This is a genomic window from Pedobacter sp. A2324 (genome assembly GCF_059693705.1).
This window is the reverse complement of sequence record NZ_JCASSK010000001.1, coordinates 288,454-305,197: the sequence shown is the minus strand read 5'-3', so window position 1 is coordinate 305,197 and position 16,744 is coordinate 288,454. Positions and strand designations below refer to the sequence as shown.

Sequence of the window (16,744 nt, the reverse complement as noted above, 5' to 3'; positions counted from 1 at the left end):
CCATTAAATTATCGCCATGAGTAAAAGCTTAACCCTCCCCTTTCTAACCATTGCTGTGCTTTTGTACAGTTGCTCTTCTTCAAGACTATATGTAGATGAGGAAAAACGCTACGATGCCGGATCGCTAAGCGGGGCACAATTAGACTCACTTCACAGCTACCTTAGGGAAAATGATAGGGTTAAACTCAAAGACACGGTCTTCATTAAATATGATTTCAACAATGATGCATGCTGGAATGATCTTAACGGACAAAACCCGGAGTTTATCAATAACGTACGCTGGGCTTTTCAGAAAAACATTATCGATAAGGGAGCTAAACGACCAATGGCATCCATTTATCAATATAAAGAACCAGGCAAAAACTTCAGTGATGTAAAGTCGTCGGGATTGGAAATTGAAACCGATGCTGGTTTATTACGCAGGATGTTGTTTAGAGAAATCACCACCTGTGGCTCATCAGTAATTGTACTGCCCGACGGGAAGTATCTACTGGTTAAATCTGATCCTCAATTCTCGGCACTGCTATTGAGTGCAAAGGATGTAGATGCAAAGATTTTACACCACCTTGTAAAGACGCCGGAATAGCATATAAACGAACAACCTATCCGGGATTGCTCGTTTCTTTTGTTTCTTTCGCAGCAAACTTCTCAGCCATTCAGATGTTATGATTCAAATAATCAACCCATGATCAAAAACATCACAACATGAGAAAAATCTTTTATTTTAGCTTAAGTGTAGTAAGCTGTACCTTATTTGCCTGTCAATCATCAAACAAAACGGACAAGCAAGGTGATTCCACTACCGTTGCAACAGAAAACACCACCTTAGAACTCCCCGCTCCGGATACCACCGCATCAAAAAATAAATTCAGCAAAGTAATTGGCTGGCCGGATGGCAAAACACCTGTCGCTCCTGAAGGTTTTGTTGTCACGAGATTTGCGTCCAATATCAAAAGCCCAAGGAATACATATATTGCTCCGAATGGTGATGTACTGGTGGCCTTATCGAACTCTGAACGCAGTACTACCGAATCGATTGCAAATGCAGTAACCGGAAAATCAAAATCAGAAGTTCCGGGTAAAAGTGCCAATACCATTCTTCTTTATCGCGATGCTGATAAAGATGGCAAAGCAGAAACGGTAAGCACGTTTTTAAACGGGTTGAACCAGCCTTTTGGCTTACTCATTATTGGCGATAAGTTTTATGTGGCTAATACCGACGGACTATGGGTATATCCTTATAAAACCGGGGATACTAAAATTACCAGTACCGGTAAAAAAATCCTGAGCCTGCCAGCTGGGGGTTACAACAACCATTGGACCAGAAACCTGATTGCCAATGCAGATAAAAGCAAAATTTATATCACTGTAGGATCAGGAAGTAATGTTGGCGAAAATGGCATGGAGAACGAAAAGAGAAGGGCTAATATTCTGGAGGTCAATCCGGATGGAACAGGTGAGAAAATTTACGCCAGCGGACTTCGTAATCCGGTAGGGGTAGATTGGGCACCTACAACTAATATGCTATGGACAGCAGTAAATGAAAGAGACGAATTAGGCGATGATTTGGTGCCGGATTACATCACCAGTGTAAAACAAGGCGCATTTTATGGCTGGCCATATTCTTACTATGGTCAGAATGAAGATCCAAGACTTAAAGGCAAAAACCCTGAATTAGTTAAAAAAGCCATTGCACCCGACGTTCCGGTTGGCGCACATACCGCATCTTTAGGTTTGGCATTTTACAAAGCCACAAAATTCCCGGCTAAATACCAGGGAGGAGCTTTTATCGGTCAACATGGTTCTTGGAACAGATCGGCAATATCGGGCTATAAAGTTGCATTCGTACCCTTCAAAGATGGTAAACCAAGCGGAAAACTGGAAGATTTCCTGACCGGATTTATTGCAGATACGGATAAAGCAGAAGTTTACGGTCGTCCGGTAGGTATCACCTTGACACCCGAGGGCGCATTGCTTGTTGCTGATGATGTAAGCGGCGTGATCTGGAAAGTAGCAGCAAAATAAGTCACCTTATCTACAGGTTGCTGAAATTAAACCTAATTTCGGCAACCTGTAAATCATAGCTAAAAATACCATCTTGAAAATACTCTTTACTTCTCTCCTGTTATTCATTTCATATTCCGGAATTTCCCAAATAGTCAAAACCGACTCATCAGCTAAGAAACTGGATGAAGTGGTGGTTAAAGGCTATTATAATACCCAACCCTTATTAAGATCAGTCTCTGCAGTGAATTTGATAGACAGCAGTTTGATCAGGTTACAGAACAGCAGTTCACTTGTCAGCACATTCAATACCGTTCCCGGAGTGAGAATGGAAGAAAGGTCGCCGGGGAGTTATCGACTGTCTCTTCGGGGAAGTTTGCTGCGGTCGCCTTTCGGCATCCGAAATATTAAGATCTATATGGATGATTTCCCGTTAACTGATGCGGGGGGAAACACCTATTTAAATGCGCTGGATTTTGCATCCGTCGCCTCTCTTGAGATTTACAAAGGGCCCGAATCGAGCATCTACGGTGCCAATACAGGTGGCGCAGTCCTCATCAGTCCGGTAAACCTGGATCATGATGAAGTTGGTGCATCTATCACTGGTGGTTCATACGGGTTATTGCATCAAACCTTTAATGTACAGCACAAATTCAAAAATTATAGTTTCAGCTTAACACAAGGTTACCAACAAAGTGATGGCTACCGGGAAAACAGTGCCATGAAAAGAGCGTACCTGCAAACAAATCACAACTGGAATTATAGTAGCAAAGGGACATTGAAATTATTCGCCTTATACAGCGACCTCACTTATAAAACTCCGGGAGGTTTAACAGCTGTTCAGCTGGAGCAAAACCCCAGAATGGCCCGGCCGGCTACACTCACCATTCCTGGTGCAGTTATGCAACAGGCAGGTATTTATAATAAAACGACCTTTGCAGGGTTATCTAATACATTTCTGTTTAATGAGCATTTAAAACATGTGATTGCGGTATTCGGAAGCTACACCGACTTTAAAAATCCATTTATTACCAATTACGAAAAAAGATACGAAAGTACGCTTGGGTTGAGAACTTTCCTAGAATACAAGCAAAATTACGGGGCAGTACAATCAAGTTCACAAATCGGATTTGAAAGTTCGTCTACCGGCAGCGACATTCAAAATTTTAACAATGCTGGCGGCATAGCAACTACCATGCAGGGAGCTGATCATTTAAAAGCAAAGCAAAACTTCGCTTACCTGAGGTTTAATTTTGATGTCAGTCAAAAGCTTTTAATTGAGCTGGCCTCAAGTGTAAACTTTTTCAGCTATAAATATGAAAGTTTTTTTCCAACACCTATAGGCGAACAACAACGCAGTTTCGATGCTGAATGGATGCCAAAGATCGCTGCTTCGTATTTGTTAATGCCCCAATTAACGGTCAGAGCTTCTGTAAGTAAAGGCTACTCCCCTCCTACTGTAGCTGAAGTACGTTCCTCAGATAACAACATTAATAACAATCTACAAGCTGAACTGGGCTGGAATTATGAGGCTGGACTTCGATATTCTTCATCCGATAACCGGTTTTATGTTAATGCCAACGTGTTTAGGTTTAACCTTGATGATGCCATTGTAAGGCGTTTGAATCAAAATGATGCGGAGTACTTCATTAATGCAGGTGGAACAAGACAACAGGGAATAGAACTGGAAACCACACTTTGGTTAATTAAAAAAACACAAGGATTTTTAACCGGGTTACAATGGAGAAGCAGCTATACCTTTAGCAACTTTAAATTTAATGATTTTGTTAGCGGTAGCACGTCTTACAGCGGCAATAAACTCACGGGAGTGCCGGATCATATCCTGATCAATAGTCTGGAGTTTGATCTCAAAGAATACGTTTATTTGTTTATACAGCACAATCAAACATCGGCCCTTCCTTTGAATGATGCCAATACGGTAGTTGCAAAAAAATATGATTTAGTAGAAGCCAAAGCGGGAATCAGGAAACTAAATGTTTTTAAGATTCCTTTTGACGTTTTCTTTGGGGTAAACAATCTACTGAATGAGAAGTATAGCCTTGGCAACGATTTAAATGCGGCTAATGGACGCTATTTTAACCAGGCTGCGGAAACTAACTTTTACGGTGGTATTGCTGTAAAACTGTAAAATGCTCATGCCCGATTGGACATGAGACATTTTAACACGCCTCTCAACGCTATTGACATGAACAAAGATTAAAACTTTTCAAGAACATTGTACATGTAGTTTTAAATGCCCCCATGCTGTACTATATGGGGGCAATTTAAAACGTCCATTACTTACTCAGTTCTGCTGCCCTCACAGAAAGTTCGTTTACGATAATTTCCGTAGTAAAACGGCGGGTACCATCTTTGGCTTCGTAACTCCCAGTCTGGATCCTGCCTTCTACAGTTAAAAAAGAACCTTTTTTAATTTGTGCTTCTGCTTCGTCAGCTTTTGAATTCCAAAAGGTCAGTGTAATCCAATTTGTTTTACTTACATCCTCTCCTGAGCCATTTCTATAGTAATCATGTACGGCCAGGTTTACTCTGGCTAGTTTCTGATTTTCCGATAACTGTTTAACTTCAATGTCTGCACCTGCAAATCCACTCAGTGTTACTTTGTTAATTCCACTTTCCATAATAATTCAAATTAAGTTTCTAAATGTTTAACGAACAGTAGCCACCGTGACTACCGACAAAACAAAGTTGCAGGTATATGGAAAACTTACTCGGGTATTAAGTATTTATAGTCGTTTATAAACGTTTACAAACAAATAATATCGGTTTACAGTCAATTAAGGTGGGGTCTGCAAAAAGTTATTTAAGTATTGATCATGCCCATATATGTTGAAGTGGCAATGTTCATTCTATCATCACTAATAAAAGAAACCCAGAGATGATAATTTCTGCCTGCAGTGTAATTTTTATCCAAAATAAGTTGCTGATAGCCAACATCCCTCCTGGCTGCACTCAAACACGGTTGGGCATCGTCGTTCTCAAAATCATAAACCAGGAACAACAGCTGATCTTTTGAAGAGGCACTTCCGGTGCGGCTGTTATCTGTCCAATGAATATGAATTCCTTTGTCATCATGCCTCACAACGCCATCTACTATCCCCGGCAAGCTGCCGTAAGAAATTTCAACCTTCTCGTACATGATTTGTCCTTCACTGTTCAAAGCATTGCGCAAAATATTTGATTTTGCTACATTGTGCGCCGACATTTGGTTTTTGATTCCTTCGAGTCGGTAAGTAATCCTGACAAATGATGTAAGCATCTTCAGGAAGTGCTGAACCGTAGCGAAGCGATCACGGCAGGTTTTTTGCTTTGATGAAGGCTTGCGATTTTTCTTAGGTGCTTTAGATAAGCCCCGTACTACCCATTTACCGTAACGTTTGTATCCTACAACGCTACCAAATTTGCCGCTAACTCCTCCGTTAGGGCCGTCTACCATAATTCCCATAGTCAATCTTGTTTAAATGTTAAAAAATAAACAGGGATGATTGATATTCAAATATAATAAAGATTTAAAAACAAAACAAGACACATACTACTGATGATCAGAATTTTAACACTCATGACTGTCACAATAGTGTCTGGGATCTGAAGAGGATCCGAAGAGATCCTGTGTAGGTAGATATCACTTCACACAATCTTTTTTATCTTCTAACATTTTCGGATTGAGTTGATGAATCATTTTTTATATTTTTTTTTTTGATTTTCAATCATTCTCTTTAAATTAGGTCATCATCCCATAATAAAAAACCGAATTATTATGGAACGCTCCTGTTTAGATTGCGGAGGCCTCGTTAGGGGCCGATCCGACAAAAAATTTTGCGATGATGCTTGTCGCAACAACTACAATAACCGCCTTCATGCGGAACATGACCTGATGGTGAAAAGGATTAACCAGATCCTTCGCCGCAACCGGGCCATTCTGATCAGTATGGTACCTAATGGAAAATCTAAAATTGCCAAAAGCAAGTTAATGAAAGCAGGCTTTGATTTCGATTACCATACCCACTATCTGCATACTCAAAATGGCAAAACTTATTTTTTTTGTTATGAATTTGGCTATCTTGATCTGGCAAATGATGAGCTCCTGCTAATCAAAAGGGAAGAATATAAATGGAAACAGGATAAATGATTGGCAAGATAAAAGAACGGGAAAAGATCAAATTGCATACCTACAGTGTGAACATCAATCGTGGAATTTCATTTATTGCAAAGCAGGCGATTTGATTTATCTTTGTTTGGATTAATAGGCCGCTTGATCCGTTATGAAAAATATTGACAAAAATAGCCTGGAGAATGCATATCGATTATTTGAATCACAAATTATTTCCACGCTATGAAAATATTTACGGAGACCGAACGGCTCATTTTAAGGGAAATACTCCCTACAGACATCGAGGGCATGTTCGAACTTGATTCCGATTGTGAAGTACACCGCTATTTGGGGAATCAGCCTATCAGCACAAGAGAGCAAGCGCTTGCAAATATTAAGTTCATAAGGCAGCAATATCTCGATAACGGAATAGGGCGCTGGGCAATTATCGAAAAAAATACTGGTAATTTTTTGGGGTGGTCGGGTTTAAAGTTTATCACCGAGCAAACCAATCGCCACGTCAATTATTATGATCTTGGCTATCGGTTAATCAGAAAATACTGGGGTCAAGGATTTGCGACTGAAACAGCAATTGCAACCATAGATTGTGCCTTTAATAAACTCAACATTAATGAAATTTATGCCATTGCCGATTGTAAAAACGAAGGATCAGATAGAATCCTGAAAAAGGCAGGGCTAAAATTCATTGAATCGTTCGGTCTAAATGGAGTTGAACATAACTGGTATGAAATAAAAAGACAAATTTGAAATGATTTAAGAACCAGGTAGTAGATCAAGATAATGTCGTTAACTAATAACATATTAAACTGGGATAAGTGAGTATCAAATGAACCAAGACCTGGAATATAAAATAATCAAACCCGATGAATCGCTTGCTGATTTTGTGGAGCAATTCTGGTCTCTGAAAAACCATTCTGATCGAGATATCGAGACAACCGGACTCCCTGACGGCCTTGTGGATATCATTCTCAACAAATCAAGAACTCAGCCTTTTCATATCATAGAGTTAGGTGGCTTGACCGAACATGAAAATGCTAAAATACCAGCCGGGTGCATCATGTTTTGTATCAGTTTTAAACTCCTGGCGGTGGAATACGTGATACACCAACCGATTGCGGATATACTTAATAGTGGCAGATTCCTGCCCGATGATTTCTGGGGATTTGCAGAAAGTGATTTTTTGGATTTCGAGGCCTTTGTTGACAAGGCCAGTAATAAAATCAAATCGTTGCTACCGGCAGAAATCGATGAGCGCAAGCGTAAGCTGTTTAATTTGGTGTATCAAACAAATGGTAATATTACCATTAAAGAACTCTCGGAAAAAGTATTCTGGAATTCCAGGCAAATTAACCGCTATTTCAATCAGCAGTATGGAATTTCACTTAAAGCCTACTGTACCATTCTTCGTTTCCGGGCTTCGCTCAACCATATCGCAAATGGAAAGTTATCACCTGAAGGAAGCTATTTCGACCAGAACCACTTTATTAAAGACGTTAAAAAATTTTCAGGTGTGGTACCTAAAGAACTTTCTAAAAACAAGAACGACCGATTTATACTATTATCGGCCATCAAAGACAAATAATTTTGCATCATCATAATCATGCAAAACAATGTTAATACAAGATAAACAAATCGCAATTATTGGTGGTGGTCCTGCCGGACTAACCCTGGCGCGACTTTTACAGCTCAAAGGAGTAGCTGTAAAGGTATATGAAAGAGACCTTCATAAAGGGGTTAGGGTGCAGGGAGCAACGCTCGATCTTCATGAAGGAACAGGACTCGAAGCCATTAAGAGGGCGGGCCTGCTGAATGAATTTTACAAATATCACCGGCCCACAGCGAGTAAAATGTTGTTGGTTGATAAATCTTTGGATGTAAAATTTAATGACCACAATTTTACAACTGTAACTGCTGAAACCCGTCCGGAAATCGACCGGGCACCATTGAGGGAAATGCTACTGAATGCGCTGGCTCCCGATACAGTGATCTGGGACAGTCAGTTTGTTTCCATGGAAAAAGAAAATACAGGCTGGCGTATTTTTTTTAAGAACGGGAGGAATGCTTACGCAGATATGGTTATCGCCGCTGATGGCGCAAATTCAAAAGTCCGCCCCTATTTAACTGATATCAGACCTGTGTATTCAGGCATTACACTTATCGAAGGCAATATCCACCAGGCAGAAAAATACTCACCCAAACTTTTCTCGCTGGCTAATGGCGGTAAAGTAATGGCCTTCGATGAAGAGAAGTTTGTTGGCTACGGAACAAAAGGCGATGGGTCAATTATGTTTGTGGTTAACTTTAAAACTCCGGAAAACTGGCTCAACAATAGCAATATTGATTTTAAAGATCCCCAGGCGGTATTAAACTGGTTCAAAACTGAATTTGCCAACTGGAGCGAAGGCTGGCACGAGTTTTTTACTAACGAGGAAGTTTATTTCATTCCCCGTCCGCAATATTATTTTCCGCTGGATCAAAACTGGGAAACAAAAGAGAATCTCATTATTATTGGTGATGCTGCTCACTGGATGCCGCCATATGCCGGTGAAGGGGCAAATGTGGCCTTACAGGATGCTTTTGAGCTGGCGGAATCTTTAACAGGCAATAGGTATCCGGATCTTAAAACAGCCATTTCAAACTTTGAAAAAGACATGATTAAACGTGGTGCTGCGGCAACCAGGGAGACACTTGATAATGCCGAAAGAATGTTCTCACCCTCTGCCCTGACACAAATGATTGGTTTCTTTGATCAGGTGAAAGACTTAAAATAATCCATATATTTGCACCTAAACAATTATTGCTAAGCATGTAGGATTTTCTTCTTTCCAGCCTTAAAGATCAAGCTCACAAAGACGCTTGCTATTTTCTAATCTTTAACGAAAGAATTCATGCTTAGTATACAAAATATCTCCTATTTACATCAGGACAAAAACCTGCTATTTAAAAACATTAGCTTAGCAGTTAATCAACACGATAAAACAGCCCTTATCGGCAATAATGGTTCAGGTAAATCTACGCTGCTCAAAATCATAGCAGGCAGTCTGGAAGTTTCTGAAGGGCGGGTGGATATCCACTCCACGCCCTATTACGTACCTCAAATTTTCGGACAATACAATCATCTAACGGTGGCAGAGGCACTGAAGGTTGATCGTAAGCTTGATGCGCTGAACAAAATTTCGACGGGGAATGTAGCCGAAGAACTCTATAGCATCCTGAACGACGACTGGACTATTGAAGATCGCTGTAAACGCGCACTTGGTACCTGGGAGCTACAAGATGTTGATTTGATGCAAAAGCTGGAAACATTAAGTGGCGGTCAGAAAACCAGGGTTTTCCTTGCCGGAATCACCCTTCACAACCCCGACTTCATTTTGCTGGACGAGCCAAGTAATCACCTGGATACTGGTGGCAGACAGTTGCTATATGATTTTATCGCCAATTCAACGGCTACACTATTAGTGGTTAGTCACGATCGTAGCCTGTTAAATCTGGTGGATATGGTTTGCGAGTTAAGCAAAAATGGCATTAGTAGCTACGGCGGAAATTATAGTTTTTATTTGGAGCAAAAGCAAAATGACATTAATGCACTACATCAGGATGTGCTGAACAAAGAAAAGGCTCTCCGAAAAGCCCGGGAAAAAGAGCGGGAAACCTTAGAACGGCAACAAAAGCTTGATAACCGGGGAAAGCGCAAACAGCAAAAAGCCGGTGTTGCCAGGATTATGATGAACACTTTGCAAAATAACGCGGAGAAAAGCAGTTCAAAAATAAGGGATGTTCATACCGGGAAAATAGATGGGATAGCTACCGACCTGCAAACATTACGCGGATCGTTACCTGATCTGGATAAAATAAAGTTCGGATTTAACCACTCTCTGCTACATAGCGGGAAGGTGCTCTTTAATGCTGAACAGATCAATTATCGCTATGCTGATCATTTTCTCTGGAACGAAAACTTAAATTTAAAAATTCACAGTGGAGAGCGTATAGCGCTAAAGGGCATTAACGGATCTGGGAAAACAACGCTCATTCGCATGATCATGAACCTGATTACCCCTGCAACGGGAACGGTAAGCCTGGCTGATAACAAAGTTATTTATATCGATCAGGATTATTCATTAATTGAAGGTAAGTTAAATGTGTATGAGCAGGCACAGAAATTTAACGTTTCTGCTATGCCCGAACATGAAATTAAAATCAGGCTGAGCCGCTTTCTGTTTGCCAGGGATGATTGGGATAAACCGTGCAGCGCCCTGAGTGGTGGCGAAAAAATGCGCCTGGCATTATGCGTTTTAAACATTACCAATCAGGCACCTGACATCATTATTCTAGATGAACCAACTAATAATCTGGATATTGCGAATATCGAAATTTTAACAACTGCCATAAACGGATATCGGGGTACACTCATTGCTGTTTCGCATGATATCTCTTTTTTAAATGCGATTGGTGTTGAACGATTTATTAAGCTGTAAGGATAAATGAGCCGAAATCAAAAGTTCTTCTCTAATCAAAAAATGTTAACTTAGTTTAACCAAAAGCTAATCTTTCTCAAATTTCTATTTCGATAGCAGATGAAATTAACAGTAGAACAAAACGCAGAACTATTAAGCATTTTAAAAAGCAGATTTGAAAAAAACAGCAGTCGCCATGCAGGCTTCGATTGGAACGAGGTTCAATCGAGGCTCGAAGCAGATGAAGGAAAACTATGGTCGCTGAATGAAATGGAAATTACCGGTGGAGAACCGGATGTAATTGGGAAGGATGAAAATACTGGTGCTTTTATTTTCGTAGACTGCGCAGCGGAAAGTCCGAAAGGCCGGCGGAGTATTTGTTATGACCATGAAGCGCTGGAATCTAGAAAAGAGCACAGACCGGCAAATAGCGTAGTAAATATGGCTAATGAGATGGGGATAGCAGTATTAGATGAGTCTGAATACCGAACTTTGCAGCAGCTGGGCAATTTCGATATGAAAACTTCCAGCTGGGTAGCAACACCCGTGGAGATCAGAAAACTTGGGGGAGCAATATTTTGCGACCGGCGCTATAATACCATTTTTGTTTACCATAATGGCGCAGAATCTTACTATGCTGCCCGGGGGTTTCGGGGAAAACTAATCGTTTAAATATTTTTATTCAATTTATGGTTATCCGATTATTTTAATGAATTTAGTGCACATCTAAATCGTTAAAAAATCAACATGTTGAAAGAGTACAAACTTGGTCGTGGATGGAAGGTATTTGCCATCATTTTCTCTCCTTTATTAATTGCGTTATTTGGCATGTTGCTCGTTATGCCATTTATCCCTGCCCTTAATGATAACCTCAGTCCGTCAATTTTATGGTTTTCTGTCCCCCTGTCGCTGGGTATGATGTTTCTGGGGGTTGTAACGCTCCGCGATGCCATCAAGGGTAAGTTTGTAATCGACTTCGATAGGTTGTACAATTTGAGCATGCTGGGCAACCGGGAATTACTTTTTACTGAAATTAAAGGTTATCGAACAGATGATAAGTATATCTTTATCGAGCCTAATGTACAACACCTGAAGAAAGTAAAAGTAACAAAATATATTTCCGGCGCTGTGGAAATTGAAAGGTGGCTTGCCGAGCGGTATCCGGATTTAGATCAGCTGAAAGCTGAAGAGGAAAAGGAAGCAATATTCGCAAACAATGATTTTGGTTTTTCCCTTGAGGAGAGAACCGTAAAATTTAACCAGGCAAGTTCAATAGCTAAGATATTGAATGTTATAGGGGGGCTAACCGGTGCATGGACATTATTTTTCCCTAATCCTTATGAAATTGCGCTATGGTGTGCTATTGCAGTCCCATTAATTTGCATACCGGTAATTAAGTATTATAAGGGTTTAATCAGGATTGACAAACGAAAAGATTCTCCCTACCCCAGCATTTTCATTGCTTTTTTATTGCCATGTGTTGCAGTGTTTCTAAGGGCCTTGCTTGACTACAATATTTTTGATCACTCAAAAATCTGGATTCCGATGTTTGTGATTGCTCTGGTTATGACTGCTATTGTTTGTCTCAAAAATGCAGAGCTTCAATCGGGAGGAAAGAAAGCTATCGGCACCATCGTTGTGTTTACATTATTCAGCCTGGCTTATGGGTTTGGATCGATCATTTTTCTGAATTGTTATTACGACCAATCAACTCCAAAAATGTTCCATTCGAAAATCTTAAGCAAGAGAATCAGTTCCGGAAAAACAACCAGTTACTACCTTGAACTGGAGCCTTGGGGTGAGAGAAAGACAGCAGAAGATGTTGATGTTTCTAAGGATTTTTATTTTGAGGTAAATGAGAGTGATACCGTTAATATTTACTTTATGAAAGGGAAATTTGACATACCATGGTTCGAGCTTTCCAAATAAATAAGCTTGAAATTCAGCTATATAACACATCATTTTTGAAACATCAGATATGGATCTTTTCAATCAGGGTATAAGCGTTTCACCTAATCTGCTGCCTTACGGGGGAACGGTAAACTACTTCGGCAAGCTGTTTCCAACCTCTGTTGCAGATGAATATTTTGACTTGTTGATGAACACCATCGAATGGAAAAATGATGAAGCCTTTATTATGGGTAAACACATTATTACCAAAAGAAAAGTAGCGTGGTACGGTGATAAAGCATTCTCATATACGTATTCAAAGGCATCAAAAACGGCCTTACCATGGACGAAGGAATTACTGAAACTTAAAAGTATAGCCGAGGAGAAAACAGCTACCACATACAATTCCTGCCTGCTAAACTTATATCATAATGGGGATGAAGGCATGGCTTACCACAGCGATGATGAGCGTGCATTGGCTGAACATGCAGCAATTGCTTCTTTAAGCTTTGGTGCTGCGCGTAAGTTTCTGTTAAAGCATAAGCAAAGTAAGGAAATGATATCCGTTTTTCTGGACCATGGCAGCTTACTGGTGATGAAAGATGAAACGCAAGAGAATTGGCTTCACCGACTACCACCTACAAAAAAGGTACTGCGCCCACGTATAAATCTTACTTTCAGAACAATGGTGGTTTAAAAACTCCTTTAAACAAAAATGGCCTGTTTACACACAGGCCATTTTCTTTCCTAGGTATTATCTATTTCTTAAACTCACTGATGTCAACAATCCGGTCTGAATTTCCATTGTATTTCAAAAATGGTGTACCATGGTTATTCGTTGTCCACGAATAGTTTGATGCAATTTCATTTTGAATACCCGCTGTGTTGGCCAGCAAACTAGCCGGAACCGTCAGGCTTTGTGTTTCTCCATTACGATAATTAACCTGATAAAGTTCTTTTTCTGTTAAAAACACTAGCGTAGTTTTATCTCTCGAATACATTAAAAACTTACCTTGAATCCGCTCATCTGGATTTTGTCTTTTAATGGTATTGATTTTCCCACTAACTGAATTTACAATGAAATCGTTATTAATGACGAAGTTTGTTCTGGTTAGTTCAACAAGACCCTGAGTATATAAACCGTCGTTTTTTCCTTTGGAAGCCTTATCAAGACTCATGACCTCAACAGAACCGTCTTTTAAAGCGAACACATAGAATGGTGCTACGTTCCGGGTAGAATCTACAACCTGCGCCACCACAGCCGTATTCTGACTGTTTACAAATCTTGCGTTTCGGAATTCTGCAGCCAGCTTATTTTTACCCTCCTGAACTGATAAGGTTGTATCGCGGTACTGAATTTTGAAATGCTCTTGTCCGTCAGCACGGTTTGAATCGATTTTTACTAATGTGAGTACTGCTTTTTCCGATTTCGGGATTTCATCGAAGGTTTGATTTGCAGCTATTGGTTCCGCGGTGTATGTTTTCTCCATGTTGCCTTTGCAGGCAAATAGTGCTACAGAGGAGATGAGGGCTAATAATTTGATTTTCATAAGTAAACGATGTTTATTTTTTGCACGAAGTTATAACCTTTATGTTTAAGCATTAAACAATTAGCAGAAATACATAAAATTGTTGCATAACCACCTATATGGTTGCGGGATACTTTATAGCGGAAGTAATAAAATACAGAAATGATGAAATAATGGATTAGTTTTTGTTCGTATAAGTGAAAACTTTAAAGCTAAGCTATGAAAAACCTGTTCTTCTTTAGTCTCATTATCTGTTTATTTAGTGCATGTGTTGAAAAAATAGATGCTTCGAAGCTGGAAAATACCAAATGGGAACTCACGTCATTACCGGGAATCACATTACCAGTTAATGCAAAAGCAACCTTAAATTTTGCTGATAGTTTAAAAGTAAGCGGTAAGTCATTCTGCAACAGTTATGGCGGGAAGGCCGAGATTACTGATGATAAAATTGCTTTGAAAAATTTCTTTGGCACTAAAATGTTTTGCCAGGAGACGGATGCTGCTGAACGGTTTTACCTGCATACTATTAATCAGGTAGATGGCGCAAAACTGAGTAATGATAAGCTTTACTTGCTGAGTGGAAAAAAGACATTAATGGAATTTACAAAAGCGAATTAACGATCTTTAACATTTGCCGTTCTGCATTTTTTGATTAAAAATTAATAATTTCGACCTTTTAAGTTACGCCCCAAAAGATGCCAACGTCTATTACAGCAGATTTAAAGTTCTTTTTCACCACTGTAAAAAATGCATTTGGTTTATTCCAAAAGAATGATCCGTTACGTTTGGCCGGAGCCACAGCATTTTTCACAAACTTTGCACTTCCACCTATTTTAATCATCCTGATCAGATTATTTGGTATGTTTACCGACAGGAGATTATTAGTGACCCATATTTTCGAGCGGCTGGCGAATATTCTGGATCAGGACAGTATTCAGCAAATCAGATCAACGCTTAGAAATATCCGGGGAATAGATCAGGCATGGTACGTAACGTTACTCAGTTTTATTTTTTTCCTTTTTGTTGCCACTACCCTATTTAATGTGATTAAAAATTCGCTTGAGCAAATCTGGAATATAGGTTACAAGGATAAAAAAGGAATTATGAATACCTTAAAATCGAGAGCCATTTCAATAACAATAATCCTGCTGGCGGGTATCTTATTTTTCTTTGGGCTTTTAGCTGATAGCGTTCAGGCATTCATAGGTTCTTACCTGAAGTCCAACTCACCATCTTTTGAGCTGGTTTTAACTTCTATACTTAACCAACTGGTATTTATTTTTATCGTCACCACCTGGTTTACCATATTGTTTAGATTTTTGACCAACGGCCGGCCCACTTGGCGGGCGGCGCTTTCCGGTGGCTTGTTAACAGGATGCCTGTTCACCGCAGGCAAATACATCCTTCGGATTTTATTGCCTTTAAGTAACATCAGTAGTATTTACGGGTCTGCGGGATCAATCATTGTGATCATGCTCTTCGTATTTTACTCATCGCTGATATTCTATTTCGGAGCTTCTTTTATCAAGGCACTCAGTATACAAAGCGCTACTCCTATAATCCCTAAAAACGGTTCCTTCGCTTATGAGCTTACCGAAGTGGAACTGGATCAGTAAAGTGATGTAGCCTAATGGGCTGCTCAAATGCTATAAACACAAAAGGCAGGTTTAATAACCTGCCTTTTTCAATTTAATATAATGGATTAAAAAATTCTATATCCTAGTCCGATAGTGAATAAATTAAGTTTCGTACCTGGATAACCGGATTTATTAATTTTGGATAAACCCAACTCATAACGTGCATCAATGCTTAGTTTTTTAATATCAAGCGCTGCACCAAACTGCCACGCAAGGGCTTGGTTTTTAAAGTCTGCTCTGAACACACTGCCAGCTGCATCTTTCAGGCTTTGGTTTTCATCCAGAATCAATGAAAACATAGGTCCTGTATTCAATCTTACTCCTACCCCAAGCGCTCCGATTTTAGTTCCTATTAACAATGGAACATCCAGACTGGTGAAATTAACCCTGTTCACCTGACCTGTCGCGTCGCTTACTAGATTTGCTTTTTTGCCGGATACATAAAGTTCTGGTTGAAAATGCACACCCGCAGCACCTATCCTTGCCCAAACACCGCCATAAAAACCTGCACGGTTCTCACTGCTAAACGTGTTTTCACTGTCGAATTTCGAAAAATTTGCACCTGCTTTTAATCCAAACTGAAATGATGGTAAGACCTGTGCGCTCGCGGCAAATCCAAAAAAAAGAAATGCAGCGGTTAAAGATAAAAGTTTCATAATTTAAGATGATTTAGATTTTGCTAGCTTGTGGCATTATTGATTGCCTCTTGTTCCTTAAGCGCATCAACATTGTTCTTATCACCAAAGTTTTGCGTTTTACCTGCAAAGTAATCTAAAATTCCTGAGATTGTATCTAAGTTATCAGCTAAATTTTGATGGATATCCGGCAAATCTTTCTCCAGTCTGCTATCACCAAGCTCGATGTTATCAACTTCAATTTTACCAATTTTCTGAATAAGTGCCTGCTGTGAATTTTGTAAATCTTCTAACTCACGGACAATCTTTTCCATTAATTCAAACTTTTTTAAAGTATTCATAGGTTCTTATTTTTAATATTAATGTTCTCTAAATAAACCCCCACTTCTCGTTTTTGTTTTATTTTATCTCAATGTTGCTCAAACACTTGGAATTACAAAAAACAACTAATAAATTAGTTTAA

Annotated in this window: 18 protein-coding genes; 13 read left to right on the top strand and 5 right to left on the bottom strand. The window is 39.6% G+C overall.

The features are described 5' to 3' along the window. Positions 1-16: 16 nt before the first annotated feature. The 3 genes from AC570I_RS01350 (at position 17) to AC570I_RS01340 (ending at position 4,153) form a co-directional block, all read left to right on the top strand. On the top strand, positions 17-586 hold the full coding sequence (locus tag AC570I_RS01350; protein WP_497403718.1) for a hypothetical protein: 570 nt from the start codon (positions 17-19) through the stop codon (positions 584-586). A gap of 119 nt (positions 587-705) precedes the next feature. Further along, the gene (locus AC570I_RS01345) at positions 706-2,025 is read left to right on the top strand and encodes a PQQ-dependent sugar dehydrogenase (protein ID WP_497403716.1); all 1,320 of its coding nucleotides are present in this window, start codon (positions 706-708) and stop codon (positions 2,023-2,025) included. Between the two features lie 73 nt (positions 2,026-2,098). Next, complete coding sequence (locus tag AC570I_RS01340; RefSeq protein WP_497403714.1) at positions 2,099-4,153, top strand: TonB-dependent receptor; 2,055 nt, start codon at positions 2,099-2,101, stop codon at positions 4,151-4,153. Between the two features lie 148 nt (positions 4,154-4,301). On the opposite strand, the gene AC570I_RS01335 is transcribed toward AC570I_RS01340, so the two are convergent. Together AC570I_RS01335 and AC570I_RS01330 are read right to left on the bottom strand one after the other, a co-directional pair. Continuing rightward, complete coding sequence (locus tag AC570I_RS01335; RefSeq protein ID WP_497403712.1) at positions 4,302-4,646, bottom strand: single-stranded DNA-binding protein; 345 nt, start codon at positions 4,644-4,646, stop codon at positions 4,302-4,304. Positions 4,647-4,828: 182 nt separating this feature from the next. Further along, entirely contained in the window at positions 4,829-5,470 is a 642-nt protein-coding gene (locus AC570I_RS01330) for a DUF6266 family protein (protein ID WP_497403710.1), read from the bottom strand. Positions 5,471-5,782: 312 nt separating this feature from the next. On the opposite strand from AC570I_RS01330, the gene AC570I_RS01325 reads away from it, so the two are divergent. From AC570I_RS01325 to AC570I_RS01290, 8 genes are all read left to right on the top strand, one after another. After that, positions 5,783-6,154, top strand: a complete 372-nt coding sequence (locus tag AC570I_RS01325) for a hypothetical protein (RefSeq protein WP_316797905.1) — start codon at positions 5,783-5,785, stop codon at positions 6,152-6,154. A 204-nt stretch (positions 6,155-6,358) separates the two neighbouring features. Continuing rightward, a complete protein-coding gene (locus AC570I_RS01320; RefSeq protein ID WP_497403706.1) occupies positions 6,359-6,883 on the top strand; it encodes a GNAT family N-acetyltransferase in 525 nt (174 codons plus the stop codon). 79 nt (positions 6,884-6,962) lie between these two features. Continuing rightward, positions 6,963-7,718, top strand: a complete 756-nt coding sequence (locus tag AC570I_RS01315) for a helix-turn-helix domain-containing protein (RefSeq protein ID WP_497403704.1) — start codon at positions 6,963-6,965, stop codon at positions 7,716-7,718. A gap of 28 nt (positions 7,719-7,746) precedes the next feature. Continuing rightward, the gene (locus tag AC570I_RS01310; protein WP_497403702.1) at positions 7,747-8,907 is read left to right on the top strand and encodes an FAD-dependent oxidoreductase; all 1,161 of its coding nucleotides are present in this window, start codon (positions 7,747-7,749) and stop codon (positions 8,905-8,907) included. 117 nt (positions 8,908-9,024) lie between these two features. After that, entirely contained in the window at positions 9,025-10,611 is a 1,587-nt protein-coding gene (locus AC570I_RS01305; protein ID WP_497403700.1) for an ABC-F family ATP-binding cassette domain-containing protein, read from the top strand. 99 nt (positions 10,612-10,710) lie between these two features. Then, complete coding sequence (locus AC570I_RS01300) at positions 10,711-11,262, top strand: DUF4256 domain-containing protein (RefSeq protein ID WP_497403698.1); 552 nt, start codon at positions 10,711-10,713, stop codon at positions 11,260-11,262. A 75-nt stretch (positions 11,263-11,337) separates the two neighbouring features. Beyond that, a complete protein-coding gene (locus tag AC570I_RS01295; protein WP_497403695.1) occupies positions 11,338-12,519 on the top strand; it encodes a hypothetical protein in 1,182 nt (393 codons plus the stop codon). Between the two features lie 49 nt (positions 12,520-12,568). Then, positions 12,569-13,177, top strand: coding sequence for an alpha-ketoglutarate-dependent dioxygenase AlkB family protein (locus AC570I_RS01290; RefSeq protein WP_497403693.1), 609 nt, complete (start codon positions 12,569-12,571; stop codon positions 13,175-13,177). Positions 13,178-13,238: 61 nt separating this feature from the next. Here the strand turns inward: AC570I_RS01290 and AC570I_RS01285 are convergent, their stop codons facing one another. Further along, complete coding sequence (locus AC570I_RS01285) at positions 13,239-14,030, bottom strand: hypothetical protein (RefSeq protein ID WP_497403691.1); 792 nt, start codon at positions 14,028-14,030, stop codon at positions 13,239-13,241. A 198-nt stretch (positions 14,031-14,228) separates the two neighbouring features. On the opposite strand from AC570I_RS01285, the gene AC570I_RS01280 reads away from it, so the two are divergent. Together AC570I_RS01280 and AC570I_RS01275 are read left to right on the top strand one after the other, a co-directional pair. After that, the gene (locus tag AC570I_RS01280; RefSeq protein WP_497403689.1) at positions 14,229-14,627 is read left to right on the top strand and encodes an META domain-containing protein; all 399 of its coding nucleotides are present in this window, start codon (positions 14,229-14,231) and stop codon (positions 14,625-14,627) included. A 77-nt stretch (positions 14,628-14,704) separates the two neighbouring features. Continuing rightward, positions 14,705-15,625 carry a YihY/virulence factor BrkB family protein gene (locus AC570I_RS01275; RefSeq protein ID WP_497403687.1) on the top strand — a complete coding sequence of 307 codons (921 nt, stop codon included), beginning with the start codon at positions 14,705-14,707 and terminating at the stop codon, positions 15,623-15,625. Positions 15,626-15,711: 86 nt separating this feature from the next. Here the strand turns inward: AC570I_RS01275 and AC570I_RS01270 are convergent, their stop codons facing one another. Both AC570I_RS01270 and AC570I_RS01265 read right to left on the bottom strand, forming a co-directional pair. Beyond that, positions 15,712-16,302: a porin family protein gene (locus AC570I_RS01270; protein WP_497403684.1), complete on the bottom strand. Its 591-nt coding sequence runs from the start codon at positions 16,300-16,302 to the stop codon at positions 15,712-15,714. A gap of 23 nt (positions 16,303-16,325) precedes the next feature. Further along, positions 16,326-16,622, bottom strand: a complete 297-nt coding sequence (locus AC570I_RS01265; protein WP_121282359.1) for a hypothetical protein — start codon at positions 16,620-16,622, stop codon at positions 16,326-16,328. Between the last annotated feature and the right edge of the window lie 122 nt (positions 16,623-16,744).

Excerpts from the sequence above, each read along its gene's own strand:
- AC570I_RS01350 (WP_497403718.1), top strand. The coding sequence starts at position 17 with ATGAGTAAAAGCTTAACCCTCCCCTTTCTAACCATTGCTGTGCTTTTG.
- AC570I_RS01345 (WP_497403716.1), top strand. The coding sequence starts at position 706 with ATGAGAAAAATCTTTTATTTTAGCTTAAGTGTAGTAAGCTGTACCTTA.
- AC570I_RS01335 (WP_497403712.1), bottom strand. The coding sequence starts at position 4,646 with ATGGAAAGTGGAATTAACAAAGTAACACTGAGTGGATTTGCAGGTGCA.
- AC570I_RS01330 (WP_497403710.1), bottom strand. The coding sequence starts at position 5,470 with ATGGGAATTATGGTAGACGGCCCTAACGGAGGAGTTAGCGGCAAATTT.
- AC570I_RS01325 (WP_316797905.1), top strand. The coding sequence starts at position 5,783 with ATGGAACGCTCCTGTTTAGATTGCGGAGGCCTCGTTAGGGGCCGATCC.
- AC570I_RS01320 (WP_497403706.1), top strand. The coding sequence starts at position 6,359 with ATGAAAATATTTACGGAGACCGAACGGCTCATTTTAAGGGAAATACTC.
- AC570I_RS01315 (WP_497403704.1), top strand. The coding sequence starts at position 6,963 with ATGAACCAAGACCTGGAATATAAAATAATCAAACCCGATGAATCGCTT.
- AC570I_RS01310 (WP_497403702.1), top strand. The coding sequence starts at position 7,747 with ATGTTAATACAAGATAAACAAATCGCAATTATTGGTGGTGGTCCTGCC.
- AC570I_RS01305 (WP_497403700.1), top strand. The coding sequence starts at position 9,025 with ATGCTTAGTATACAAAATATCTCCTATTTACATCAGGACAAAAACCTG.
- AC570I_RS01300 (WP_497403698.1), top strand. The coding sequence starts at position 10,711 with ATGAAATTAACAGTAGAACAAAACGCAGAACTATTAAGCATTTTAAAA.
- AC570I_RS01295 (WP_497403695.1), top strand. The coding sequence starts at position 11,338 with ATGTTGAAAGAGTACAAACTTGGTCGTGGATGGAAGGTATTTGCCATC.
- AC570I_RS01290 (WP_497403693.1), top strand. The coding sequence starts at position 12,569 with ATGGATCTTTTCAATCAGGGTATAAGCGTTTCACCTAATCTGCTGCCT.
- AC570I_RS01285 (WP_497403691.1), bottom strand. The coding sequence starts at position 14,030 with ATGAAAATCAAATTATTAGCCCTCATCTCCTCTGTAGCACTATTTGCC.
- AC570I_RS01280 (WP_497403689.1), top strand. The coding sequence starts at position 14,229 with ATGAAAAACCTGTTCTTCTTTAGTCTCATTATCTGTTTATTTAGTGCA.
- AC570I_RS01275 (WP_497403687.1), top strand. The coding sequence starts at position 14,705 with ATGCCAACGTCTATTACAGCAGATTTAAAGTTCTTTTTCACCACTGTA.
- AC570I_RS01270 (WP_497403684.1), bottom strand. The coding sequence starts at position 16,302 with ATGAAACTTTTATCTTTAACCGCTGCATTTCTTTTTTTTGGATTTGCC.
- AC570I_RS01265 (WP_121282359.1), bottom strand. The coding sequence starts at position 16,622 with ATGAATACTTTAAAAAAGTTTGAATTAATGGAAAAGATTGTCCGTGAG.